We start from the raw sequence: 24914 nt of genomic DNA on the forward strand, positions 1-24914 counted from the left end.
GTAGCCGTCGCTCGGGCCCGGAACACGGGCGCTGGTCAGGCGCTGGTCACGAACGCGCCCGTGTCGGCGCCCTTCTGCAGGGTCACCAGGGTGAGCCGCTCGTCGACGCGCTCCGTGGAGACCTGCGCGTAGCCGTGCTTGCGGTACATCCGCAGGTTGCGGTCGCTGCGGTGGCCGGTGAAGAGCTGGAAGGACTTGGCCGCGCCGTCTGTCGCGAGCTTGGCCTCGATCGCGGCGAGCAGCCGCCCGCCCAAGCCGTGGCGCTGCATGCGCGGATGGACGATGAGCTTGTTGATGCGGGCCGTGCCGTCCGGGTCCACGGCCCCGCGGACCGAGGCCACCACCTCTTCGCCCAGCCTGGCCACCAGGACCGTACCGTCCGCCAACTCCGCCCTGAGGGAGTCGAGCGGCTGCGTGAGCGGCTCGATGCCGTAGTCCCCGTACAGCTCGGCCTCGCTCTGGTAGCAGAGGTACTGCAGCTTGAGGATCTGCTCTGCGTCCTGCTCGGTCGCCGCCGAGATGGTCACGCTCATGCCCATGTGTGCATGCCTCCCGCTCACCTGTTCCACCGGTCGTCCCCCACTCCTATCCCCGTGGTGCGCGGGCCGCAACCACCGGAGAGAGCAATCGACGCAGACATCCCAGGCATCTGGAACGTTCCGGACCCAGACTGCCCTGTGAGATACCCAACTCGCCTGCGATCTCCCGATAGGTGAGGTCCTTCGGGGAGAGCAGTGCCGCCATCAGACCGGGGCAGCGGCCCGGCAGCCGCCGGACCGCGTCGTGCAGGGCGCGCCGGCTGTCGGCGGTCATCACCTGCTGCTCGGGGTCCGGCCCGCTCTCGTCGGCGGGTTCGCGGACGTAAGGCCGTTCGTGCCGGGCCGTGCGGCGGGTGCGGCGGACCTCGGAGCGCACGGCGCGGCGCAACCAGCCCTGCGGGTCGACGGGCGGCCCGTCCGAGTCGAGGCGCTCCAGCAGGCGCAGCCAGACGGCCTGTTCGAGGTCGCTCGGTTCGGTCCCGGACGCAAAGCCTTCCGCCGAGGCCTCGGCGGCGAGCAGCGGACGCAGGGTGGCAACCATCTCGTGGGTCATATGCGGCGGGACGCCGCCGCCCCGGCACAGGGTTGCCGGGGCGGGGGACTGTCACCCCATCCGGGGTGAGTGGATCATCCGTTGACGAAGTCCTCGCGGGCGAGCAGCGCGGTGTCCGCGTTGTCCGAGAAGACGCCGTCGATGCCGGTGGCGAAGTAGGTCTTGAAGGCGCCGAAGGCGTCGCCGTAGGCGTTCGGGTCGGTGCCCTGCCGGAAGTTCGCGGGCAGGAAGGCGTTCTCGTTGCGCATGGTGTACGGGTGCAGGATCAGGCCCGCGCGGTGCGCGTCGGCGACCAGCGTGGTCGGCGCGGTGAGGGCGCCGTTCGCGTCTTTGGGAATGACCAGGTCGAGCGTGGGGCCGATGCCCTGGGCGTACGAGGCGATCCACTTCAGGCCCTCGGGCTTGACGAGGTCGGCGACGGTGCGCGGGTCGCCCGTCGTGACGAAGTCCCAGGGGCGGGTGTTCGCGGCGGAGAGCAGCACGACGAGCGGGTTGTCGACCAGCTTGTCGAGGCGCTGGATGCTGGTCGGCTCGAAGGACTGGATGATGACCGGCGAGTTCGTCTTGTCCTTGCCGTGCTTGCGCAGCACCTTGGCGAGGCGCTCCTCCAGGCCGAGGCCCAGCGCGCGGAAGTAGGTGGGGTGCTTGGTCTCGGGGTAGATCCAGACCTGCTTGCCGCGCTTGCGAGTCTGCTCGTCCTGCCAGTGGAGCACCTCTTCGAAGGTGGGGATCTCCCAGCGGCCGTTGTAGAGCGTGTTGTGCGGGCGGTTGGCGGGGATGCGCTCGACGGCCCGCAGGGTCTTCAGCTCGGCGAGGGTGAAGTCCTCGGTGAACCAACCCGTGGTGGGGATGCCGTCGAGGGTCTTGGTGGTCTTGCGGTCGGCGAACTCGGGGTGCGCCGACACGTCGGTGGTGCCGCCGATCTCCGGCTCGTGCCGGCAGACGAGGTGGCCGTCCTTGGTGGGCACCAGGTCACCGGCCTCGACGACGTCGGCGCCCATGTCGAGGGCCAGCTGGTACGAGCCGAAGGTGTGCTCGGGCCGGTAGCCGCTGGCGCCCCGGTGCCCGATGACGGTCGGCTTCGGCAGGCTCTTGTAGCCGCCGCCGTGCCCGCCGCTCCCGTGCCGCTCGTCGGCTCTCGCCGCACCCGGCAGCCCGAGGACCGCTCCGCCCGCGCCGAGCACCGCGGCCCCGAGCAGCGCGCGTCGCGCGGTGCCCCGGTCCTGCCCGTTCGGCTCCCGCGACTCCGGTGTCCCCTGCGTCGTCCCCTGCGTCCCCATGAGCGCTCCTCCCGCCGTACCGCCCCGTACCTGTCAAAGCGGGTCGATCGTAGGTTCCCTTCCGTGACGGGAGGGAGACCTGCGGCGGAACACGTGGGTGCCACTCGATGGCGTACGAAACAGCTGTACGGAACAAGTGGGCTGGCGGTCCGTCAGTTTCGGGGTGACGGGGGTGGGTACGCGGTCCGGGTACGCGGTCAGAGGTTCCCGATTCCGGGGTCCCGGTCCCGGGCGGCGCTGACGGCCCCGGAGTCGCTGACATGCTGGGCCGCGTGAGCGCGGCGGCGGGCGTCGCGCAGGCCCCTGGTCGCCTGCGCCTCTATCCGCGCCGAGTCGGGTCCGTCGTAGACGCGGCGGCGGTCCCTGCGGATCAGGACCACTGCGGCACTCCCGAAGATCAGGACCAAGGCGGTGAGCGTCACGATCATGTATCTCACGATCCCCGTTCCATCCGTTCGACTCCTGCAAGGCGTGCGACCCGGTCGAACTGTGCGACTCGTTCGGCGAACCTGTGCAACTCGTGCGGCGTGGCGGCCGGGGCCGTCGCGAGATACGTCACATGCTTCCGTCCGTGTGACGAACGCGCAACAGCCCGCCACCTCAGGTAAACATTGGTCAACAGTCCGTATCCAGTCGGTGAACCCGATGTGCAATCACCGGGGGGCCGCGAGTATCGTCCTCACCTGCACATACTTCATACCGATCCCTTGACACCGGAGGGCCCGTTGTCCCGCTTCGCGCTCATCAAGGCAGTGCTCGGACCGATCATGCGCCTGATGTTCCGCCCACGGGTGGAAGGCGTGGAGCACATCCCGGGCGACGGCCCCGTCATCCTGGCCGGCAACCATCTCACGTTCATCGACTCGATGATCCTGCCCCTGGTCTGCGACCGGCAGGTGCTCTTCATCGGCAAGGACGAGTACGTCACCGGCAAGGGGTTCAAGGGCCGCCTCATGGCCTGGTTCTTCACCGGCGTCGGCATGATCCCGGTGGACCGGGACGGCGCCAACGGTGGTGTCGCGGCGCTGATGACCGGCCGTCGCATTCTGGAGGAGGGCAAGGTCTTCGGCATCTACCCGGAGGGCACCCGCTCCCCCGACGGCCGGCTCTACCGCGGCCGCACCGGTATCGCCCGCCTCACCCTGATGACCGGCGCCCCGGTCGTCCCGTTCGCGATGATCGGCACGGACAAGCTGCAGCCCGGCGGTGCGGGGATGCCGCGGCCGGGCCGCGTCACGGTCCGCTTCGGTGAGGCGATGGAGTTCTCGCGGTACGAAGGCATGGACCGTGACCGGTATGTGCTGCGGGCCGTGACCGACTCCGTGATGACCGAGGTCATGCGGTTGTCGGGGCAGGAGTACGTGGACATGTACGCCACGAAGGCCAAGGCCGCGTAGCAGTTTGTTGTTCGGGTGCGGGTGCGTCGTGGCTTGTCGCGCAGTTCCCCGCGCCCCTCAAGGGGCGCCTCCCTAGACCCCGGTTTCCAAGTTCTGGTCCTTCAGCAGGAACCATGCTGCTGCCGCTGTGGCCAGCAGTACCGCCGATCCGATGCCGGACGCCAGTGCCAGGCCGTCCACGAAGGATGTGCGGGCCGCGGTCAGCAGGGCCTCCGCGGTGTGGGTGGGCAGGGTTGCCGCCGCCTCCACCGCGCCGCCCAGGGAGTCGTGTGCTCCTGCCGGGGTGCCCGCGGGGCCGGTGAAGCCCGCGTAGACGCCGGTGACGATGGAGCCGAGCAGGGCGATGCCGAGGGCGGCGCCGAGCTCGTACGCCGTCTCGGAGACCGCGGACGCGGCGCCGGCCTGCTCCTTGGGCACGCTGGAGAGGATCACGTCGGCGGTGACGGTGAACGAGAAGCCCGCGCCGACGCCGACGATCAGAAGCGCCGAGCCGAGCACCGAGTACCCGGTGGACTGGTTCAACAGGGTGAGTACACCGAGCGCGAGGCCCACGGCGGCGAGACCACCGGAGACCACGGCACGCACCGAGTAGCGGCGCGCGACCGAGCCCGCGATCAGACCCGCTCCCACCGCGCCGATGGCGGCGGGCAGTTCGGCGAGCCCCGCCTGGAACGGCGGCCTGCCCTGGACGAGTTGCAGGTACTGCGAGAGGAAAAAGACCAGTCCGGACAGGCCGAAGACGGTCAGCAGATCGGCGAGCACCGCCGCCGAGAAGCCCCGGTTGCGGAACAGCCGCATGTCCAGCAGCGGTACGGGCATCGCGAGTTGACGGCGCACGAAGCCGTACAGGGCCCCGGCGCCGAGCACGCCGACGGCCATCGGCTCCCAGGTGAACCCGTGCGTGGCGGCCTCCTTCACCGCGTACACGATGCCGATCATGCCGACGAGGGAGAGCACGACGCTGGCCAGGTCCCAGGGGCCGGGGTTCGGGTTGCGGGACTCGGGCAGCAGCTTGATGCCGACGGGGACGAGGATCAGCATCACGGGCACGTTGATGAGGAAGACCGAACCCCACCAGAAGTGTTCGAGCAGGAAGCCACCGACGACGGGCCCGACCGCCGTACCGGCGGAGGCCGTGGCGCCCCAGATGCCGATGGCGAGGCTGCGCTCGCGCGGGTCGTGGAAGAGGTTGCGGATGAGGGCGAGCGTGGCGGGCATCAGGGTCGCGCCGGCGACTCCGAGCAGCGCCCGCGCCAGGATCATCATCTCCGGGGTCGTCGCGTACGCGTTGAGCACCGATATCGCGCCGAATGCCGTGGCGCCCATCAGCAGCAGCTTCTTGCGGCCGATGCGGTCGCCGAGGCTGCCCATGGAGACGAGCAGACCGGCGATGACGAACGAGTAGACGTCACCGATCCACAGGAGCTGGGTGCCGGAGGGCTTCAGGTCCTCGCTGATGTAAGGGGTCGCGAGACCGAGCACGGTCGCGTCGACGGCCACCAACAGCACGGCGAGGACGAGGACGCAGAGCGCGAGCCAACGGCCCGTACGCTTCTCCACCTCCGCCTTATACGCCGGCTGCAAGGTGCTGGTCATGATCACTCTCTCCGTAGTGCGCCGCCGAGCAGCAGCTCGACGATCATGTAGTGGAAGTCCTTGGCGGCGACACGGCCCTCGGTCACGGCCCACGCGCCCGAGGCCATCAGCCCGTAGAGCGCCTCGGTGAGCCAGGCGGGGCTGAGGTCGATGCGGAACTCGCCGCCCTCCTGGCCGCGCCGGAACAGGGCGGCCATCCGGGCATCGAGCCGGGCCCAGCCCTCGTTCTGCCCCTCACCCTCGAACAGTTGGTTCTCGGTGTAGAGGAAGGCGAGCAGCCCGGCCACGCGTTCGAGCTCCTTCACCAGGCGGCGCAGGGCTTCCTGAGCGGTGCCCTCGTCGAGGCGGGTGGCATCGAGCGCCGCCTCGCACTCCTCGATGCCGAGGGCCTCCAGCGCCCGGACGAGCGCGTCCCGTCCGGCGAACTGGCGATGCAGCGTGGCCCGGCTGATCCCGGCCGCCCTGGCGACCTCGTCCATGGTGGCGGTGGATTTACGGGTGAGCAGGGCGGCTGCGCTGCGCAGCACGTGGTCACGGTCGACGGCCATGAGACAACAGTACCCCATGTGAGACATACTTGTCTCACCAGGAGCGTGCGAGTCTCACCCGTGACCTACTTTGTAAACTTTTGTGGTGCGTGGGATTTCCGCTGCGGTCAGTGCCAGGGCAGCTGCCCGCGCCGCTCCCAGTACACGTCCGGGTCCTCCGCGAGCGCCGCGAGGCGGGTCAGCTGGTCCTCGTCCAGGTCGACGACCGCCGCGTGCAGGTTCGAGGCGAGCTGGGCGGAGGTGGCCGCGCCCGAGAGGACGACTCCGGCCCAGGGCTGCCGCAGGATCAGCGCGAGGGAGACGGCGTCGGCGCCGAGGCCGGTCTCCTCGGCGATCGCCCGCACCGCGTCCGGCGCGTGCTCGGCGGCCAGGCGGCCGTTGGCCATGCCCTCCTTGACGATCACCGTGAGCCCGGCGTCGTGCGCCTCGGCGAGGGCGGGAGCCGCCGAGGTCTCCAAGACGTTGTACGTCGACTGGACGGTACGGAAGAGGGGCTCGCCGTCGACCGTCACGGCGAGCGCGGCGCGGATGGCCTCGGCCTGGGCGGGTCCACTCGTGGAGAAGCCGATCGAAAGGCCCTGGGCGGCCGCCTCGGCGAGTTTCGCGTGGAGTTCCTTGTCGGTGAGGGCCGGGCTGTCCGGGGTCACCGAGTGGATCTGGTAGAGGTCGAGCCGGTCACCGAGCAGCGCGGCGGTCTCGGCGCGCTGTCGCTCGTACGTGGCGAGGGTGTGGTCCTTGACCTCGTGCTTCTCGGCGTCCGTGGTCCAGTCCGCGGTGTAGGTGTAGCCCCACTTGCTGCCGATGACCACGTCGTCGACGTCCGGCCGGCTCTTCAGCCAGTCGGCGAGGAACTCCTCCGAACGGCCGTAGGAACGAGCCGCGTCGAAGTAGCGCACGCCCTGCGCGTAGGCGGCGTCGAGGAGTTCGTGGGTGCGGGCGCGCAGCGTTTCGACGCTGCGATCCTCTCCGAGGTCATGGTCCCGGCCGAGGTTGATGTAACCCGGGCGGCCGACGGCGGCGAGGCCCAGGCCGATGTGGCAGGTGGGCGTCGTGGCGGTGGCGAGACGGGCGAAGGGCATCGCGGGCTCCGTTCGGTCGGCTCCGGTGCGGCTCCTGACCAACGTAACCCGCGATGACCTTCGGCTCTCGCCTCAGAGCTCGGTGCGTGCGGTGCTTTGGCGCGTGCGAGTTCGTCGTGGCTTGTCGCGCAGTTCCCCGCGCCCCCCTGCGGGGCGCTTTTCTTACCGCTTCTTCTTGGCCGTGGCCCACGCGTGCTGGGCCGCGACGTCCGACTTCACCTCGGCGAGCTGGACGGCGACCGCGCTGGGTGCCGTACCGCCGCGGCCGTCGCGGGAGGCGAGGGCACCCGGGACGTTCAGGACGGAGCGCACCTCGGGGGTGAGATGGGCCGAGATCTTCGCGAACTGCTCGTCGGTGAGGTCGTTCAGCTCCTTGCCGTCGGCCTCCGCGACCTTGACGCACTCGCCGGCGACCTCGTGGGCGACGCGGAACGGCACGCCCTGCTTGACCAGCCACTCGGCGATGTCCGTGGCGAGCGAGAAGCCGGCCGGGGCCAGCTCCTCCATGCGCTCGCGGTGCACGGTCAGCGTGGCCATCATGCCGGTGAAGGCCGGGAGCAGGACCTCGAGCTGGTCGATGGAGTCGAAGACCGGCTCCTTGTCCTCCTGGAGGTCGCGGTTGTACGCGAGCGGAAGCGCCTTGAGTGTCGCCATCAGGCCGGTCAGGTTGCCGATCAGACGGCCCGACTTGCCGCGCGCCAGCTCGGCGATGTCCGGGTTCTTCTTCTGCGGCATGATCGACGAGCCGGTGGAGAAGGCGTCGTGCAGGGTGACGAAGGAGAACTCCTTCGTGTTCCAGATGATGACCTCCTCGGCGATCCGGGAGAGGTTCACGCCGATCATCGCGGTGATGAAGGCGAACTCCGCCACGAAGTCGCGGGATGCCGTGCCGTCGATGGAGTTCGCGACGGAGCCGTGTTCGAAGCCGAGGTCCCTCGCCACCGACTCCGGGTCCAGACCGAGGCTGCTGCCCGCGAGCGCGCCGGAGCCGTACGGCGAGACCGCCGTCCGCTCGTCCCACTGGCGCAGCCGCTCCGCGTCCCGGGACAGGGGCTGGACGTGAGCCAGCACATGGTGGGCGAAGAGCACCGGCTGGGCGTGCTGGAGGTGCGTACGGCCGGGCATCGCCACGTCCGGGTGCGCCTCCGCGAGGCCGATCAGCGCGTCCTGGAGGTCGGCGATCAGACCGCCGATCGTACGGGCGTGGTCGCGCAGGCACATGCGGAACAGCGTCGCGACCTGGTCGTTGCGGGAGCGACCCGCGCGCAGCTTGCCGCCGAGGTCGGGGCCGAGGCGCTCCAGCAGCCCGCGTTCCAGGGCCGTGTGCACGTCCTCGTCGGCGATGGTGCCCACGAAGGAGCCGTCCGCCACGTCGGCTTCGAGCTGGTCGAGGCCCGCGAGCATCCGCGTCAGCTCGTCGTCGTCAAGGAGGTTCGCCTTGTGCAGTACGCGCGCGTGGGCACGCGATCCGGCGATGTCGTACGGCGCGAGCCGCCAGTCGAAGTGGACGGACGCGGACAGCTTGGCCAGCGCCTCGGCGGGACCGTCGGCGAAACGGCCGCCCCAGAGCCGGACGTCACCGCTGTTGCTGCTCACTTGCGTTGCTCCTCGGAAGGTCTGGATGTGCCGCCGCCTCCCCACCCGTGAGTGAGGAGGCGGCTGTCAGGCTAGTGCGTTCGGGGTGGACCTCGTCGTACGCGAGCCGCCGTGCGAGCCGTTACGCCAGGTCCCGCTTCGCGGCGATCTTCGACGACAGGCTGTAGATGTCGATGAAGCCCTTGGCGGCGGCCTGATCGAACGTGTCGCCCGTGTCGTACGTCGCCAGGTCGAAGTCGTAGAGCGAGGTCTCCGAGCGCCGTCCGGTGACGACCGCGCGGCCGCCGTGCAGGGTCATCCGGATGTCGCCGTTGACGTGCTGGTTGGCCTCGTCGATGAAGCCGTCCAGGGCGCGCTTGAGCGGGGAGAACCACTGGCCGTCGTAGACCAGTTCGCCCCAGCGCTGCTCGACCTGCCGCTTGTAGCGGGCGAGTTCACGCTCGACGGTGACGTTCTCCAGCTCCTGGTGGGCCGTGATGAGCGCGATCGCGCCCGGGGCCTCGTACACCTCGCGGGACTTGATGCCCACGAGCCGGTCCTCGACCATGTCGATCCGGCCGATGCCCTGGGCGCCGGCGCGCACGTTGAGCTGCTGGATGGCCTGCAGGACGGTGACGGGCCTGCCGTCGACGGCGACCGGGACGCCCTCCTTGAAGGAGATGACGACCTCGTCGGCGTCGCGGGCCTCGGCCGGGTTCGAGGTGTACTCGTAGATGTCCTCGATCGGCGCGTTCCAGATGTCCTCGAGGAAGCCCGTCTCGACCGCGCGCCCGAAGACGTTCTGATCGATGGAGTACGGGGACTTCTTGGTGGTGGCGATCGGGAGGTTCTTCTGCTCGCAGAAGGCGATCGCCTTGTCACGGGTCATCGCGTAGTCGCGGACCGGGGCGATGCACTTGAGGTCGGGGGCGAGGGCGACGATGCCGGCCTCGAACCGCACCTGGTCGTTGCCCTTGCCGGTGCAGCCGTGGGCGACCGTGGTGGCGCCGTGCTTCTGGGCGGCGGCGACGAGGTGCTTGACGATGGTCGGCCGGGAGAGGGCCGACACCAGCGGATAGCGGTCCATGTAGAGGGCGTTGGCCTTGATCGCCGGGAGGCAGTACTCCTCGGCGAACTCGTCCTTGGCGTCCGCGACCTCGGCCTCGACGGCACCGCAGGCGAGGGCGCGCTTGCGGATGACGTCCAGGTCCTCGCCGCCCTGACCGACGTCGACCGCGACGGCGATGACCTCGGCGCCCGTCTCCTCGGCGATCCAGCCGATGGCGACGGAGGTGTCCAGACCGCCCGAGTAGGCGAGTACGACGCGCTCGGTCACGGGTTTCTCCTCACACTGCATTCGCTGATATGCATGAGTATGCAGCACTCTGCATGATTCGTCAATCACGGGTCCCCTTCGAAGGGTCATGGGGAACCCTGATCGAAAATGTCTGAGGGTGTTTGAACGACGGAACGCGCTTTCTCGTACCTCTTCCCGAACGCAGGCGCCGCGTTTTCGTACACCGAGGTTTTCGTACACAGAGGTTTTGCCGCCGAGGTCTTCGCAGACCGAGGCGCGACGAGCAACGGACCGCCCGGACGACCACCGGACGGTCCCCCACCCCCGAACCGAGTGAGGCTTCCGCATGTCCAGGGCCCTTCCGAAGTACAACAAGCGCCGCGTCCTGATGATCGGCGGCACCGCCGCGGTGGTGCTCTCCGGAGCCGTGATCGCCGGCAACGCCTTGGCCGGGGAGACGTCCAAGAGCAGCACGAACGCCACCACCAAGGCCGCGACCTCCCCGGGCACCGTGAACTGCCCGGCCGTCGCGCCGAGCCTGCCCGCGATCCCCGCCTCCGCGCAGGCCGAGGTCACTCGCAACCTCACCCTCCTGGACACCCAGATCGCCGAGGCCAACAAGCGGCTCGTCGACACCGTCGGCCAGGGCGGCCCCAACTTCGTCCAGAACGCGATCCTCGGCCCCCTCAAGGACAAGCGGGTGGCGACGATCAACCGCATCGCCACCGCGATCGGCCGCACCGCGGCCAAGCCCGCGGGTCTCGACTCGCTCGCGCCCTGCACCCTGAACGCGAACGGCGCGAACGCGGGCGGCGGCGCGGCCACCGCGGCCCCGAGCGCGACGGCCACCCAGCAGGCCGGAAACACGGGGAACACCGGAAACACGGGCGCCGCGGGCAACACCGGCAGCACCACCGCCGCCGGCACCATCACCTGCCCGGACGTCGCGTCGAAGCTGCCCGCGATCCCGGCCTCCGCGCAGGCCGAGGTCACCCGCAACCTGACGCTCCTGAACACCCAGATCACCGAGGCGAACACCCGACTGGCGAACACCGTCGGCCAGGGCGGACCGAACTTCGTGCAGAACGCGATCCTCGGCCCCCTCGCGGACAAGCGGAAGTCGACCATCGACCGCATCGCCATCTCCATCGGCCGCACCGCGGCCAAGCCCACGGGTCTGGACTCCCTCGCGACCTGCACGCTCAACAAGTGACGTCTTCCGTGGCCGCCACGCCCCGTCTGCCGACCGGGGCGCGGCGGCCACGGATCCGTCCGCCACGTGAACCCATGCCCCGGACGGGTGAATTCCTTAGACACGCGAATGGTCTTGCCCAATAATCATTAGACATGGGAAAGACTTATGAACGCATAGACGGCAGGCTTCGTTCGTTCATCGAGGCGCAGCCCCTCTTCTTCACCGCGACCGCCCCCCTGTCCGGGGACGGCACGGTCAACCTCTCCCCCAAGGGCCTCACGGGCTCGTTCGTCGTCCTCGACGAACTCACCGTCGCCTACCTGGACTTCGCCGGCAGCAACGCGGAGACGATCGCCCATCTCCGGGAGAACGGCCGGATCACCCTCATGTGGTGCGCCTTCCAGGGGCCGCCGAACATCGTCCGGGTGCACGGCCACGGCGAGCCCGTCTTCCGCGACGATCCCCGCTTCGAGGAACTGCTCACGCACTTCCCGGGCATCGACCCGACCCCGCACGGCCTGCGCGCGATCATCGTCGTGACCGCCGAACTCGTCCGGGACACCTGCGGCTACGCGGTGCCCTTCATGTCGTACGAAGCGGACCGCGATCTGCACGGCAAGCGCTTCGCGCGCGAGGACGACGCCTCGCTGAGCGAGTACTTCACCAAGAAGGACCACGTGGCGACGAGCCTGAACGGCCTGCCCGGGCTGCCGCTCCCGCTGCCTCCCCGTACGGTCTGAGCCATGCGCCTCGCAGCCGCCGCCCTCGCGTCCGCGTCCCTGCTCGCCCTGGCCCCGAGCGATCCGCCCACCCTCCCCGAGCAGCTGGCGGACACCGGCGGCGGCAGCCAGCTGATCACGGCTCAGGCGCCCCGCGGGGACTCGACCTCGGGCACGCTCACCTGGTGGGACCGGCGGGGCGGGCGCTGGGTGAAGGCCGGTTCGGCGGCGGCGCGCTTCGGGGCGAAGGGGCTGGCGGAGGGGGGCTCACGCAAGCAGGGATCGAACACGACACCCACGGGGCTGTACGACCTTCCGTTCGCCTTCGGGATCAAGGCCGCGCCGGGCGGCACCGCGGTTCCCTACCGGCGGGTGCGGGAGGAGTCCTGGTGGTGCCAGGACGACGACTCCCGCTCCTACAACCGGTGGACCGAGCCGCGGCCGGCCGACTGCCGTGCGTCCGAGTCCGAGCATCTGATCGCGTACACGACGCAGTACGCGTACGCGCTGGTCGTGGGGTTCAACTACGAGCGGCCCGTGCGGGGGCGCGGGGCGGGAATCTTCCTGCATGCCGACGGGGCCGGGGCGACGGCTGGTTGTGTGTCGGTGTCGGAGGATGCGATGCGGCGGGTTCTGGCGTGGGTCGATCCCGCGCGGGGGCCGCGTATCGCGATCGGGACGGCGAGGGGGGATATGGCGATCACTCGTTACTAGGTGCGCCTCCGTCACCGTTGCCCGGAAAGACGAGTGCCTGGGAGACGGACCGTGAACGTCGTCGCCCCCGGACGGCTCTCCAGCTCGACCGTGCCGCCGTGGGCCTCCACCACGGCCGCCACGATGGACAGCCCGAGCCCCGCGCCACCGCCCGCTCCACCGGTGCGACGGCGGTCGGCTCTGGTGAAGCGTTCGAAGACGCCGGGCTGGACGTCCTCCGGAACTCCCGGGCCGTCGTCGTGGACCGTCAGGACGGCCGTTTCGGCGTCGGTCTCCAGGGACACCGTGACCTTGGTGCCGACGGGCGTGTGCCAACGGGCGTTGGCCAACAGGTTGGCCAACACCTGTTGGAGGCGGTGGGCGTCGCCCGTCACCGTGACCGGTTCCTCCGGGAGTTCCAGCGTCCAGCGGTGGTCGGGCCCCGCGGCGCGGGCGTCGGTGACCGAGTCGAGGACGAGGTGGGTGAGGTCGACGGGAAGGCGCTCCAACGGGCGGCCCGCGTCGAGGCGGGCGAGCAGGAGCAGGTCGTCGACCATCTCGCCCATGCGCGCCGACTCGGCGGCGATGCGTTCGAGGGCCCGGGTGACCTTGGGCGGCACCGGGTCCGGGTGCAGCAGCGCCAGCTCGGCGTGGCCGCGGACCGAGGCGACCGGCGTGCGCAGCTCATGGCTGGCGTCGGCCGCGAAGCTGCGCAGCCGTTCCTCGCTCGCGTGCCGCTTGGTCAGGGCGTCCTCGACATGGCCGAGCATCCGATTGAAGGCACTGGCGAGGCGGCCCACCTCGCTGCGTGGGTCCTGCTCCGGCGCGCGCGGCGGCAGCGCCACCTCACCGCTGGCGAGCGGCAGCTCGCTGACCCGGGTCGCGGTCTCGGCGACCCGGCTCAGTGGGCGCAGCGACCAGCGCACCCACAGGGCGCCGGCGACTCCGGCGACCACGAGGGCGAGGCCGAAGACACCGCCGGCGACCAGTTCCAGGCGGTGCACGGCGGCCGTGACCGGTTCCATCGGCAGCCCGGTGACCAGGACGTCGCCGTCCAGTCCGCGCGCCGCCAGCACGCGGTAGTGGCCGAGTGCCGACAGGCAGACGGTGTGGGCGCGGCCGTCGGTGGGGATGCCGGCCAGGGTCTGCCGGTCGGAGGTGGTCAGGGACACGTTCAGGTCGGTGACGTTCTGGCCGGAGGGCACGACCGCCGCGTTGGTGACGTCCCGGCCGACCAGCCGCGCGCCGAAGGTGCCGGTGCTCTGCCGCCGGGTGTCGCCGTGCTCGTCGCCGTCATGGTCCGACGGCTTGACGGTGCTGTGCTCCAGGCTCGCGGGGAACCGTACCCCCACGTCGTGCAGCTGCTGGTCGACGCGGCCGGTGAGGAAGCCGTTCAGTTCGTACACCGCGGCCACGCCGACGGCGGCGCAGCTGACGGCGAGCAGCACCAGGAGCCCGGCGGTGAGGCGGGCCCGCATCGTGCGCGCGAACGGCAGCCGGCTTATGACCGCCCGCGCCCGTGACCATCGGCGCCGGCTCATCGTCCGGCCACCGGTTTGATCACGTACCCGGCGCCCCGCACCGTGTGGATCATGGGCTGGCGGCCCGCGTCCACCTTTTTGCGCAGGTACGAGATGTACAGCTCCACGACATGGGCCTGACCGCCGAAGTCGTAGGACCAGACGCGGTCGAGGATCTGCGCCTTGCTGAGCACCCGGCGCGGGTTGCGCATCAGGAAGCGCAGCAGTTCGAACTCGGTCGGCGACAGCTCGACCAGCTCGCCGCCCCGGGTCACCTCGCGGGCCTCCTCGTCCATCACGAGGTCGCCGACGGTCAGGCGCGGGCCCTCGTCCAGCTGTCGGGCCATGCCCGCGCGGCGCAGCAGGCCGCGCAGCCGGGCGACGACCTCCTCCAGGCTGAACGGCTTGGTCACGTAGTCGTCGCCGCCCGCGGTGATGCCCGCGATGCGGTCCTCGACGGCGTCCCGCGCGGTGAGGAAGAGCACACAGACCTCGGGGTGCACGGTGTGCAGGGTGCGCAGCACGGCGAAGCCGTCGGTGTCCGGGAGCATCACGTCGAGGACGACGGCGTCCGGCATCAGCTCGCGTGCCTCGGTGACGGCCGAGGCCCCGTCGCCCGCCGTCCGGACCTCCCAGCCCTCGTAGCGCAGCGCGCCGGAGAGGACCTCGGCCAGGTCGGGATCGTCGTCGACGACCAGGACGCGGACGGGGGTGCCGTCGGGGCGGGTGAGCGCGGGCAGGCCGGTGCCTCGGGAGCGGGGAGTGTTCATGTCGTCTTCCAGGATCGCCCCTCGCCGGAGCCGGCGGCGCCCCTCCCGCCTCTGAGTTTCCTCTGAGTGGGCCGCGCGCGCGGCTCTGCGTTTCCTGTGAATCCGCGACGGGGGCGCCCGTTCAGAGGCTGCTCAGAAGTTGCCGAAGCACAGTTTCCTCCCGGACAGCCGGAAGGACGGACATATGACTACGGTGTACGAGCGGACAGCGGTCCCTCGCCCGTCACGCGGACGCGGACGACCGCGCCCCTCGCCCGCCGGGCCCCTGCTGGCCCTGCTGTGGGCCGGGGCCGGCGCGGTCGTCGCCCTGTGGTGGTACGACACGCGGTCCGTGGTGGGCCTCGCCGGGTGGCTGACGGACGCCGGGCGAATCGCCGGGCTGCTGTGCGGCTACAGCTGCGCGGTGCTCGTGGCGCTGATGGCCCGGGTGCCCCTGCTGGAGCGACGGATCGGCTCCGACCGGGTGGCCCGCTGGCACGCCATGGCCGGCCGGTACACGGTCAGCCTGCTGGTGGCGCACGTCACGCTGATCCTGTTCGGGTACGCCGCCCAGGACGGGGCGGGCATCGTGCACGAGACGCTGAGCGTGGTGTTCGACTACCCGGACATGCTCAAGGCCACGACCGGCACGCTCATCCTCTTCGCGGTCGGGATCACCTCGGCGCGCGCGGCCCGCCGCCGGATCAGCCACGAGTTCTGGTACTACCTGCACCTGCTCACGTACGTGGCCGTGTTCCTCACCTTCTTCCACCAGCTCGCGCTGGGCTCGGACTTCGTCGGCAACTCCGCCGCCCAGGCCGCCTGGTACGTGCTCTACCTGGGCACGGCAGCGCTGGTGGTGTGGTTCCGGCTGCTCGTCCCGGTGCGGCTCAACCTGCGGCACCAGCTGCGCGTGGAGTCCGTGCACCGCGAGGCGCCCGGGGTCTTCTCCGTCGTCGTGCACGGGGAACGGCTGGACGAGCTCGGCGCCGAGGCCGGGCAGTTCTTCCGCTGGCGGTTCCTCGCGGACGGGATGCGGTGGACCTCGACGCCGTACTCGCTGTCGGCGCCGCCGCACCCCGACCGGATGCGGATCACCGTGAAGGCGCTCGGCGACCACAGTGCCGCCGTGGGGCTGCTGCGGCCCGGCACCCGGGTGTGGGCGGAGGGCCCCTACGGCGCGCTGACCGCCGAGCGGCACTCCGGACGCAAGGCGCTGCTGATCGCCGGCGGCGTCGGCATCACACCGCTGCGCGCCCTGTTCGAGACGCTGCCCGGCGGACCCGGCGACGTGACGCTGCTCTACCGGGCGAGCACGGCCGAGGACCTCGCGCTCGGCGCCGAACTGGAGGCGATAGCCCGGTGGCGCGGGGCGCGCGTCCTGTACGCGGTCAACGGCGCCGACGGGACACGTCCGCGGTTCACCGCCGATTCCCTGCGGGCCTCCGTGCCCGATCTCGCCGGGCACGACGTCTATCTGTGCGGTCCGCCCGCCATGGCGCGGGACCTGTACGGGGCGCTGCGCGCGGCCGGGGTCCCCGACCGCCGTATCCACCACGAGTCGTTCGAGCTGTGAGGTCACCGTGCACGCCCTGAAGAAGCACCGTCCGCTGCGCCGGGTGACGCTGGCGGCCGCCACCACCGTCACCGGTTTCGTCCTGCTGCTGTCGCTGAAGCCGCACACGGCGCCGACCGTGGCGCAGGCGACGTCGTCCGCAGGACAGTCACAGTCACAGTCGCCGTCGTCGGGAAGTACCTCCGGAAGCTCCTCGGAAGGCTCGTCCGGGAGCACGAAGAGCACCGGCACCAAGACCGTCACCGGTGACACGATCCAGACCCGCTGGGGCCCCGTCCAGGTACGCGTCACGCTGAAGAACGGCAAGATCACCGATGTGACCGCGGTCTCCTATCCCTCGGACAACCCACGGGACCAGGAGATCAACAGTTACGCCCTTCCCCAGCTCAGGAGGGAGGCGCTGGCCGCGCAGAGCGCCCGGATCGACTCCGTCTCGGGGGCCACGTACACCAGCGACGGATACCGGCAGTCCCTCCAATCGGCATTGGACTCGGCAGGCCTCTGAACGCACGGCCGTCGAGCGCCGTATCTCTGGGCCAGGGGCCTCTCCCCTAGCCCCGTCCCCACGGACGACCACGGAGGAACCGTGTCCACGATCGCCGGTGGCCGCGCCGCGCGGCGCCAGACCCTGCGCCGTATTCGCCCACGACGCTCCCCCGCCGTCCCACTGCTGCTCGCCGTCGGGGCGGGCGCGGCCGGGGTCATCTGGCTGTGGTGGAGCAACACCCCGTCCATCGCCGACGACAACAGCAAGATCCTCAACGCGGGCCGGATCACCGGGCTGCTCGCGGGGTATCTGATGGCGCTGGTGGTGCTGCAGATGGCCCGGGTGCCCGCCCTGGAGCGCCGGGTGGGCTCGGACCGGGTGGCGCGCTGGCACGCCATGAGCGGCCGGTACACGATCTGTCTGGTGCTGGCGCACCTCGTGCTGATCATGTGGGGCTACGCGCTGCAGGCGGGCAAGAGCTTCGGCGACATCGTCCAGCAGACCATCGACTCGATCAACCAGCTGCCCGACATGGGCAAGGCGGCGATCGGCACCGGTCTGCTGTTCCTGATCGGCCTGCTCTCCATGGGCCCGGTGCGCCGCAGGATGGGCTACGACACCTGGTACCACATCCACCTGCTCACCTACGCCGCCGTCTTCCTGACGTTCTGGCACCAGCTGTCCACGGGCAACGAGTTCGCCGTCGAGCCGACCGCCAAGACGGTCTGGTACGGGCTGTACGGGTCGGTGACGGCCCTGGTGATCTGGTACCGCATCCTCTCGCCGATCCGGCTGAACCTGAAGCACCGGATGCGGGTCGAGGCCGTGATCGAGGAGACCCCCGGGATCGTCTCGGTGCTGATCAGCGGGCGCAAGCTGCACCGCATGGGTGCCGAGGCCGGGCAGTTCTTCCGCTGGCGCTTCCTGGCGCCGGGCATGCGGCTCAGCTCGCACCCGTACTCGCTGTCGGCGGCGCCCCGCCCCAACATGCTGCGCATTACGGTGAAGGCGATCGGCGACCACAGCTCGGCGCTGCGCGACCTGCAGCCCGGCACCCGGGTCTGGGCCGAGGGCCCGTACGGGGCGCTCACGGCGGGCAAGCGCAGCCGCGGCAAGGTGCTGCTGGTGGCGGGCGGGGTCGGCATCACGCCGATGCGGGCGCTGTTCGAGACGCTGCCCGGCGCGGCGGGCGACCTGACGCTGCTCTACCGGGCCAACACCACCCAGGACCTGGCCCTGTGGGACGAGCTGGCGGCGATCGCCGAGGAGCGCGGGGCCCGGCTGATGTACGCGGTGAACAGCCCTGAGGGCGAGCGTCCGGACATCTCGGCGGAGACGCTGAGCCGCAAGCTGCCGGACATCGACCGCCACGACGTCTTCATGTGCGGGCCGCCCGGCTTCGCGCAGCAGGTCTACGAAGCACTGCGCGGCGCGGGGGTTCCCGCCCGCCGCATCCATCACGAGTCGTTCGAGATGTGAGCGACGGGAGTCAGGAGCGATGAAGAAGAGTCACCCTTTGCGGCGTGTCGTACTGGCCGGCGCCGCCACCGTGTCCGGAATCGTCCTGCTGCTGTCGCTGAAGCCCGCCTCCGATCCGGCGTCCGCGTCGGCACAGGGTGCCGCGCCCCAGCAGTCGGTGGCGGGACAGGAGTCGCCCCAGGGCGGCAGCGCGCAGCAGTCGTCCACGGGGGCCCAGACGGTCACCGGCGACGTCGCGCAGACCCAGTACGGGCCCGTTCAGGTCCGTATCACCGTCAGCGGCGGAAAGATCACCAAGTCCGAGGTCGTCCAGATTCCCAGCGGCGGACGCAGCACCGAGGTCAGCAACGCCTCCGTGCCCAAGCTGAACCAGGAGGCCGTCGCCGCGGGCAGCGCCAACATCGACGCGGTGTCGGGTGCCAGCTACACGAGCGCCGGATACAAGAAGTCGCTGCAGTCGGCCCTCGACAAGGCCAAGGCGAGCGGCAGCGGTTCCTCGGGAGCCGCGGGATCGACCGGGTCCGGGGGCGCGGGCTCCACCGGCTCCTCGGCGTCCAAGGCGCCCGCCGCACAGGCCAAGACGGTCACCGGAAGCGTCGCCCAGACCCAGTACGGGGCGGTCCAGGTCCGTATCACCGTCAGCGGCGGGAAGATCACCAAGTCCGAGGCCGTGCAGGCGCCCAAGGGCGGGCTGAGCGACCAGAAGACCGCGCTGGCCGTGCCCAAACTCAACCAGGAGGCGGTCGCGGCCGGGAACGCGAACATCGACGCCGTCTCCGGTGCCACCTACACCAGCAACGGTTACAAGCAGTCCCTGCAGTCGGCCCTGGACAAGGCCGGTGGCTGACCCGGACCAGGAGCCGCCCGCCCTGCGGCACGCGGAAGAGGTCATGGGCACCGTCTTCTCCTTCGACGTGCGCGGCGGCGAACCCGCGGCCGTGCGGACCGCGTTGGAGGAGGCGGTCGCCCAACTCCACCGGGTGGACGAGGTGTTCAGCACCTATCGGGAGGACAGCCAGATCTCGCGCCTGGCGCGCGGGGAGCTGACGGTCGAGGAGTGCGATCCGGAGGTCGCCGAGGTGCTCGACCTGTGCGCCGAGGCGGAACGGGTCAGCGACGGCTGGTTCAGCTCGACGTACGAGGGTCGGCTCGACCCGACGGGGATCGTGAAGGGCTGGTCGACCGAGCGCGTGGCCCGTCGCCTCGCGGCGGCCGGCGCGACCGGAGTCAGCGTGAACGGCGGCGGCGACGTCCAGCTGCTCGGCGCGCCCGGCACGCACCGCCCGTGGCGGGTCGGCGTCTCGGACCCGCTGCGTCCCGGTTCACTCGCGGCCGTGGTCTCCGCGGCCGGTGTCGACGAACTGTCGGTGGCCACCTCCGGCACCGCCGAGCGCGGCGCGCACATCGTCGACCCCCGCACCGGCCGCTCCGCGGTCACCGACCTGGTCGCCGTGACGGTGGTGGGCCCCCGCCTGACCTGGGTGGACGCCTGGGCGACAGCGGCCTTCGCGATGGGCTCCCGAGAGGCCCTGACCTGGCTGGAGTCCCTCCCCGACATCGAGGCCTTACTGATCACGGCGGGTGACGAGGTCAGATGCACCGGGGGCTTGGCTCAACGTCTGGGGTGAGGTTCGGCTTTCAGGGGCGCGAGGAACTGCGCGAGCAACCACAGACAACCCGCACCCGAAAGACGACGGTGGAGGCGCGCCCCAACCGGGGGTGCGCCTCCACCGTCGTACAGCTCAATGATTGTTCTGAGCCAACCGCAGCAAATGATCGGCCAGCGCCTGCCCACCCGTCGGATCACGACTGATCAACAGCAACGTGTCGTCACCCGCGATCGTCCCGAGAATGTCCTGCAGCTCGGCCTGGTCGATGGCGGAGGCGAGGAACTGCGCCGCCCCCGGCGGGGTACGGAGAACCACGAGGTTCGCGGACGCCTCCGCGGAGATCAGCAGCTCCGCCGAGAGCCGCCGCATCCGCTCCTCCTTCGCCGACTCCCCCAGCGGCGCGCGCGGGGTGCGGAAACCGCCCTCGCTCGGCACCGCGTAGATGAGGTCGCCGTCGTTGTTGCGGATCTTCACCGCGTTCAGCTCGTCCAGGTCCCGGGAGAGCGTCGCCTGCGTGACGCTCAGCCCGTCGTCGGCGAGGAGCTTCGCCAACTGGCTCTGGGAGCGCACCGGTTGCCGGTTGAGGATGTCCACGATCCGGCGGTGGCGTGCGGTGCGGGTCTGCGGCACGGCAGGCCCGACGTGCTCGTGATCCTGCGCCTGACTCATCGTCGTCGTCTCATTCTTTGGCTCGTCCGTCCCCGTTGGCTACAGCGTCGAGGACACCGGGAAGGGACTGGAGGAACGCGTCCACCTCGTCGTCGCTCAGGTTCAGCGGGGGCATCAGCCGTACGACATCGGGGGCGGGCGCGTTGACCAGGAGACCGGCGTCCTGAGCCGCCTGCTGCACCTGGGGCGCGAGCGGCTCGGTGAGCACGATACCCAGGAGCAGGCCCGCACCCCGGACATGGTCGATCAACGGGTTGCCGAGTGACTCGATTCCGCCCCGCAGTTTCTCGCTCGCGGCCTTCACGTTCTCGAGGAGCCCCTCGGCGGCGATCGTGTCGAGGACGGCGAGTGCGGCGGCGCAGACGACCGGGTTGCCGCCGAAGGTCGAACCGTGGTGGCCGGGCTTCAGCAGCTCGGCGGCCCGGCCGAAGGCGACGGTCGCGCCGAGCGGCAGTCCGCCGCCGAGGCCCTTGGCGAGGGTGACGACGTCCGGCAGGACACCTTCGTGGTCCTGGTAGGCGAACCAGGGTCCGGTGCGGCCGATGCCGGTCTGCACCTCGTCGAGGACGAGGAGGCTGCCGGTGGCGGCCGTGATCGCGCGGGCGGCCTTGAGGTAGCCGGGCGGGGGTACGACCACGCCGTTCTCGCCCTGGATCGGCTCGATGATCACCAGGGCGGTGTCCTCGGTGACCGCCGCGGCCAGCGCCTGCGCGTCACCGTAGGGCACGTGCGTGACGTCACCGGGCAGCGGCAGGAACGGCTCCTGCTTGCCGGGCTGGCCGGTGAGCGCGAGGGCGCCCATGGTGCGGCCGTGGAAGCCGCCGTGGGTCGCCACCATGTGGCCCCGGCCGGTGAGCCGGCCGATCTTGAAGGCGCCCTCGTTGGCCTCGGCGCCCGAGTTGCAGAAGTAGACCCGACCCTCGCGGCCGAAGAGCTGGAGCAGCCGTTCGGCGAGCGCGACGGGCGGCTCGGCGACGAAGAGGTTGGAGACATGGCCGAGGGAGGCGATCTGCCGGCTCACGGCCTCGACGATCGCCGGGTGGGCGTGGCCGAGCGCGTTGACCGCGATACCGCCGACGAAGTCGAGGTACTCCTTGCCGTCCGCGTCCCACAGCCGGGTGCCCTCGCCGCGGACGAGCGGCAGCCGCGGGGTGCCGTAGTTGTCCATGAGCGCGCCCTGCCAGCGCTGGGTGAGCTCCGCGTTGGTCCCGGTCATTCGGCGTCCCCCTGTTCATCGGGCCGTGCGTCCGGCACGACCATCGTGCCGATCCCCTCGTCGGTGAAGATCTCCAGCAGGATCGAGTGCTGGACCCGGCCGTCGATGACGCGGGCCGTGGTGACGCCGTTGCGCACGGCGTGCAGACAGCCCTCCATCTTCGGCACCATGCCACTGGCCAGCTCGGGCAGCAGCTTCTCCAGTTCGGAGGCGGTCAGGCGGCTGATCACCTCGTCGCTGTCGGGCCAGTCCTCGTAGAGGCCCTCGACGTCCGTGAGGACCATGAGGGTTTCGGCGCCCAGTGCCGCAGCGAGAGCCGCAGCCGCCGTATCAGCATTGACGTTGTAGACATGTCCGTCGTCCTGGCTCCGGGCGATCGAGGAGACGACCGGGATCCGGCCGTCGGCGAGCAGTGCCTCGATCGCGCCCGTGTCGATCGCGGTGATCTCGCCCACCCGTCCGATGTCGACCAACTCCCCGTCGATCTCGGGCTGGTGCTTGGTGGCGGTGATGGTGTGCGCGTCCTCGCCGGTCATGCCGACGGCGAGCGGCCCGTGCTGGTTGAGCAGTCCGACCAGCTCGCGCTGCACCTGACCGGCCAGGACCATGCGTACGACGTCCATGGCGTCCTCGGTGGTGACGCGCAGGCCCGCCTTGAACTCGCTGATGATGCCGTGCCGGTCGAGGGCGGCGCTGATCTGCGGGCCGCCGCCGTGCACGACGACGGGCTTGAGGCCGGCCTGCCGCAGGAACACCACGTCCTGGGCGAAGGCGGCCTTCAGCTCCTCGTTCACCATGGCGTTTCCGCCGAACTTGATGACGACCGTCTTGCCGTTGTGGCGGGTCAGCCACGGGAGTGCCTCGATGAGGATCCGGGCCTTGGGCAGTGCGGTGTGTTTCCGCGTCACATTGCTCATGAGGAGTAGGCGCTGTTCTCGTGGACGTAGTCCGCGGTGAGGTCGTTGGTCCAGATCGTGGCGGTCTGGGAGCCCGCGGCGAGGTCGGCGACGATGTGGACCTCGCGGTAGCGCATGTCGACGAGCTCGCGGTCCTCGCCGACGCCGCCGTTCTTGCAGACCCAGACGCCGTTGATGGCGACGTTGAGCTGGTCGGGCTCGAAGGCGGCGTCGGTCGTGCCGATCGCGGACAGCACGCGTCCCCAGTTGGGGTCCTCGCCGTGGATCGCGCACTTGAGGAGGTTGTTGCGGGCGATGGAGCGGCCCACCTCGACGGCGTCGTCCTCGCTCGCGGCGTTCACGACCTCGATCTTGATGTCCTTGCTGGCGCCCTCGGCGTCCCGGATGAGCTGCTGCCCGAGATCGTCACAGACCGCGCGTACGGCCTCGGCGAACTCCGTGTACTCGGGGGTGACCGCGGAGGCGCCGGAGGCGAGCAGCAGCACCGTGTCGTTGGTCGACATGCAGCCGTCGGAGTCGACGCGGTCGAAGGTGGTGCGGGTGGCGGCGCGCAGTGCCCTGTCGAGGGTCTCGGAGTCGAGGTCCGCGTCCGTCGTCAGCACGACGAGCATGGTGGCCAGGCCGGGGGCGAGCATGCCCGCGCCCTTGGCCATGCCGCCGACGGTCCAGCCGTCGCCCGTGTGCACCGAGGTCTTGTGCACGGTGTCGGTGGTCTTGATGGCGATGGCGGCCTTCTCGCCGCCGTGCGCGGAGAGTTGGGCGGCGGCCGACTCGACCCCGGGCAGCAGCTTGTCCATCGGCAGGAGTACGCCGATGAGCCCGGTCGACGCGACGGCGACCTCGCCGGCGTTGACGTCGAGGACCTCGGCGACCTTCTCGGCGGTCGCGTGCGTGTCCTGGAAGCCCTTGGGGCCCGTGCAGGCGTTGGCACCGCCCGAATTGAGGATCACGGCGGAGACCTGACCGCCCTTGAGGACCTGCTCGGACCACAGGACCGGCGCGGCCTTCACACGGTTGGAGGTGAAGACGCCCGCGGCGGCGAGGCGGGGCCCGTTGTTGACCACGAGGGCCAGGTCCGGGTTGCCGTTCTCCTTGATGCCTGCTGCGATGCCGGAGGCGGTGAAGCCCTTGGCAGCGGTGACGCTCACGGTGCGACTCCGATCGTGGAAAGACCCGCTTCCTCGGGAAGCCCGAGGGCGATGTTCATGCTCTGCACGGCCCCGCCGGCCGTGCCCTTGGTCAGGTTGTCGATGGCGCTGATCGCGATGATGCGGTGCGTCGCTGCGTCGTACGCGACCTGGACCTGAACGGCGTTGGAACCGTAGACGGACGCGGTGGCGGGCCACTGTCCCTCGGGCAGCAGGTGGACGAAGGGTTCGTCGGCGAACGCCTTCTCGTACGCGGCGCGCAGGGACTCACCGGTGACCCCTTCACGCGCCTTCGCGCTGCACGTGGCGAGGATGCCCCGGGGCATCGGCGCGAGCGTGGGTGTGAAGGAGACGGTGACCGGCTCCCCCGCCGCCGCACCGAGGTTCTGGATCATCTCGGGGGTGTGCCGGTGGACGCCACCGACTCCGTACGGGGACATGGAGCCCATGACCTCGCTGGCGAGCAGATGGGGCTTGGCCGCCTTGCCCGCGCCGGAGGTCCCGGACGCGGCGACGATCACGGCCTCGGGTTCGGCGAGTGCGGCCGCGTACGCCGGGAAGAGGGCGAGGGAGACGGCCGTCGGGTAGCAACCGGGCACCGCGATGCGCTTGGACCCCTCCAGCGCGGCGCGGGCGCCCGGCAGTTCGGGAAGGCCGTACGGCCAGGTGCCGGCGTGCGCGGAGCCGTAGAACTTCTCCCAGTCCGCCGGGTCCTTGAGCCGGAAGTCGGCGCCCATGTCGACGACGAGGACGTCGGGGCCGAGCTGCTCGGCGACGGCGGCGGACTGCCCGTGGGGCAGCGCGAGGAAGACGACGTCGTGGCCGGCGAGGACGTCCGGAGTGGTCTCCTGGAGGACTCGGTCGGCCAGCGGCAGCAGGTGCGGCTGCAGTGCGCCGAGGCGCTGGCCCGCGTTGGAGTTGCCGGTCAGGGCGCCGATCTCGACCTCGGGGTGCGCCAGGAGCAGACGCAGGGCTTCGCCGCCCGCGTACCCACTCGCTCCCGCCACTGCTGCGCGTACCACCATGGAACCCTCCTCCTAGATGGCATGACTATACGTTTCGCTGCACGTTT

General features: G+C 70.6%; 25 protein-coding genes. 9 read left to right on the forward strand and 16 right to left on the reverse strand.

Annotated elements, in window-relative coordinates:
- Positions 1-35 precede the first annotated feature (35 nt).
- The 4 genes from OG798_RS14045 to OG798_RS14060 form a co-directional block, all read right to left on the reverse strand.
- Complete coding sequence (locus tag OG798_RS14045) at positions 36-539, reverse strand: GNAT family N-acetyltransferase (RefSeq protein WP_095855737.1); 504 nt, start codon at positions 537-539, stop codon at positions 36-38.
- 46 nt (positions 540-585) lie between these two features.
- Positions 586-1092: a sigma-70 family RNA polymerase sigma factor gene (locus OG798_RS14050; RefSeq protein ID WP_095855736.1), complete on the reverse strand. Its 507-nt coding sequence runs from the start codon at positions 1090-1092 to the stop codon at positions 586-588.
- 74 nt (positions 1093-1166) lie between these two features.
- Positions 1167-2372 (reverse strand): glycerophosphodiester phosphodiesterase, encoded by a 1206-nt coding sequence (locus OG798_RS14055; RefSeq protein ID WP_267061313.1) that lies wholly within the window; start codon positions 2370-2372, stop codon positions 1167-1169.
- 197 nt (positions 2373-2569) lie between these two features.
- A complete protein-coding gene (locus OG798_RS14060; protein ID WP_095855734.1) occupies positions 2570-2809 on the reverse strand; it encodes a hypothetical protein in 240 nt (79 codons plus the stop codon).
- 288 nt (positions 2810-3097) lie between these two features.
- On the opposite strand from OG798_RS14060, the gene OG798_RS14065 reads away from it, so the two are divergent.
- On the forward strand, positions 3098-3769 hold the full coding sequence (locus OG798_RS14065) for a lysophospholipid acyltransferase family protein (RefSeq protein WP_054230621.1): 672 nt from the start codon (positions 3098-3100) through the stop codon (positions 3767-3769).
- 72 nt (positions 3770-3841) lie between these two features.
- Here the strand turns inward: OG798_RS14065 and OG798_RS14070 are convergent, their stop codons facing one another.
- From OG798_RS14070 to OG798_RS14090, 5 genes are all read right to left on the reverse strand, one after another.
- Positions 3842-5365 carry an MFS transporter gene (locus OG798_RS14070; RefSeq protein ID WP_121416697.1) on the reverse strand — a complete coding sequence of 508 codons (1524 nt, stop codon included), beginning with the start codon at positions 5363-5365 and terminating at the stop codon, positions 3842-3844.
- Between the two features lie 2 nt (positions 5366-5367).
- Complete coding sequence (locus OG798_RS14075) at positions 5368-5913, reverse strand: TetR/AcrR family transcriptional regulator (RefSeq protein ID WP_180293076.1); 546 nt, start codon at positions 5911-5913, stop codon at positions 5368-5370.
- Positions 5914-6020: 107 nt separating this feature from the next.
- On the reverse strand, positions 6021-6992 hold the full coding sequence (locus OG798_RS14080; protein ID WP_328757107.1) for an aldo/keto reductase: 972 nt from the start codon (positions 6990-6992) through the stop codon (positions 6021-6023).
- A gap of 162 nt (positions 6993-7154) precedes the next feature.
- Positions 7155-8588 carry an argininosuccinate lyase gene (argH, locus tag OG798_RS14085; protein WP_067365756.1) on the reverse strand — a complete coding sequence of 478 codons (1434 nt, stop codon included), beginning with the start codon at positions 8586-8588 and terminating at the stop codon, positions 7155-7157.
- Between the two features lie 121 nt (positions 8589-8709).
- Positions 8710-9903 carry an argininosuccinate synthase gene (locus tag OG798_RS14090; RefSeq protein ID WP_261686270.1) on the reverse strand — a complete coding sequence of 398 codons (1194 nt, stop codon included), beginning with the start codon at positions 9901-9903 and terminating at the stop codon, positions 8710-8712.
- Between the two features lie 307 nt (positions 9904-10210).
- Here OG798_RS14090 and OG798_RS14095 point away from each other — a divergent pair, with 307 nt between their 5' ends.
- From OG798_RS14095 to OG798_RS14105, 3 genes are all read left to right on the forward strand, one after another.
- The gene (locus tag OG798_RS14095) at positions 10211-11077 is read left to right on the forward strand and encodes a hypothetical protein (RefSeq protein WP_121416693.1); all 867 of its coding nucleotides are present in this window, start codon (positions 10211-10213) and stop codon (positions 11075-11077) included.
- A gap of 134 nt (positions 11078-11211) precedes the next feature.
- Entirely contained in the window at positions 11212-11799 is a 588-nt protein-coding gene (locus OG798_RS14100) for a pyridoxamine 5'-phosphate oxidase family protein (protein ID WP_267061316.1), read from the forward strand.
- Positions 11800-11802: 3 nt separating this feature from the next.
- Positions 11803-12492, forward strand: coding sequence for a L,D-transpeptidase family protein (locus tag OG798_RS14105; protein ID WP_328757108.1), 690 nt, complete (start codon positions 11803-11805; stop codon positions 12490-12492).
- Between the two features lie 11 nt (positions 12493-12503).
- Here the strand turns inward: OG798_RS14105 and OG798_RS14110 are convergent, their stop codons facing one another.
- Together OG798_RS14110 and OG798_RS14115 are read right to left on the reverse strand one after the other, a co-directional pair.
- Positions 12504-14012: a sensor histidine kinase gene (locus tag OG798_RS14110; protein ID WP_121416690.1), complete on the reverse strand. Its 1509-nt coding sequence runs from the start codon at positions 14010-14012 to the stop codon at positions 12504-12506.
- Complete coding sequence (locus OG798_RS14115; protein ID WP_121416689.1) at positions 14009-14761, reverse strand: response regulator transcription factor; 753 nt, start codon at positions 14759-14761, stop codon at positions 14009-14011. The genes OG798_RS14110 and OG798_RS14115 overlap by 4 nt, the downstream gene beginning before the upstream one ends.
- Positions 14762-14945: 184 nt before the next feature.
- On the opposite strand from OG798_RS14115, the gene OG798_RS14120 reads away from it, so the two are divergent.
- The 5 genes from OG798_RS14120 to OG798_RS14140 all read left to right on the forward strand — a co-directional run bounded on the left by OG798_RS14120 (position 14946) and on the right by OG798_RS14140 (position 19910).
- Positions 14946-16316 (forward strand): ferredoxin reductase family protein, encoded by a 1371-nt coding sequence (locus OG798_RS14120; RefSeq protein WP_328757110.1) that lies wholly within the window; start codon positions 14946-14948, stop codon positions 16314-16316.
- A 7-nt stretch (positions 16317-16323) separates the two neighbouring features.
- Positions 16324-16821 (forward strand): FMN-binding protein, encoded by a 498-nt coding sequence (locus tag OG798_RS14125; RefSeq protein ID WP_095855725.1) that lies wholly within the window; start codon positions 16324-16326, stop codon positions 16819-16821.
- 81 nt (positions 16822-16902) lie between these two features.
- Positions 16903-18282 (forward strand): ferredoxin reductase family protein, encoded by a 1380-nt coding sequence (locus OG798_RS14130; RefSeq protein ID WP_075027619.1) that lies wholly within the window; start codon positions 16903-16905, stop codon positions 18280-18282.
- 19 nt (positions 18283-18301) lie between these two features.
- Complete coding sequence (locus OG798_RS14135; protein WP_121416686.1) at positions 18302-19129, forward strand: FMN-binding protein; 828 nt, start codon at positions 18302-18304, stop codon at positions 19127-19129.
- Between the two features lie 43 nt (positions 19130-19172).
- On the forward strand, positions 19173-19910 hold the full coding sequence (locus OG798_RS14140) for an FAD:protein FMN transferase (RefSeq protein WP_328760028.1): 738 nt from the start codon (positions 19173-19175) through the stop codon (positions 19908-19910).
- 114 nt (positions 19911-20024) lie between these two features.
- Here the strand turns inward: OG798_RS14140 and OG798_RS14145 are convergent, their stop codons facing one another.
- The 5 genes from OG798_RS14145 to argC are packed head-to-tail and all read right to left on the reverse strand — an operon-like array spanning position 20025 to position 24867.
- Entirely contained in the window at positions 20025-20561 is a 537-nt protein-coding gene (locus OG798_RS14145) for an arginine repressor (RefSeq protein WP_067365722.1), read from the reverse strand.
- 10 nt (positions 20562-20571) lie between these two features.
- The gene (locus OG798_RS14150; protein ID WP_095855723.1) at positions 20572-21777 is read right to left on the reverse strand and encodes an acetylornithine transaminase; all 1206 of its coding nucleotides are present in this window, start codon (positions 21775-21777) and stop codon (positions 20572-20574) included.
- The gene (argB, locus tag OG798_RS14155) at positions 21774-22694 is read right to left on the reverse strand and encodes an acetylglutamate kinase (protein ID WP_095855722.1); all 921 of its coding nucleotides are present in this window, start codon (positions 22692-22694) and stop codon (positions 21774-21776) included. Before argB ends, OG798_RS14150 begins: the two co-directional genes overlap by 4 nt.
- The gene (gene argJ, locus OG798_RS14160; RefSeq protein WP_121416685.1) at positions 22691-23842 is read right to left on the reverse strand and encodes a bifunctional glutamate N-acetyltransferase/amino-acid acetyltransferase ArgJ; all 1152 of its coding nucleotides are present in this window, start codon (positions 23840-23842) and stop codon (positions 22691-22693) included. Before argJ ends, argB begins: the two co-directional genes overlap by 4 nt.
- Positions 23839-24867 carry an N-acetyl-gamma-glutamyl-phosphate reductase gene (argC, locus tag OG798_RS14165; protein ID WP_121416684.1) on the reverse strand — a complete coding sequence of 343 codons (1029 nt, stop codon included), beginning with the start codon at positions 24865-24867 and terminating at the stop codon, positions 23839-23841. Before argC ends, argJ begins: the two co-directional genes overlap by 4 nt.
- Positions 24868-24914 lie beyond the last annotated feature (47 nt).

This window comes from Streptomyces sp. NBC_00271 (assembly GCF_036178845.1).
Classification (GTDB): Bacteria; Actinomycetota; Actinomycetes; order Streptomycetales; family Streptomycetaceae; genus Streptomyces.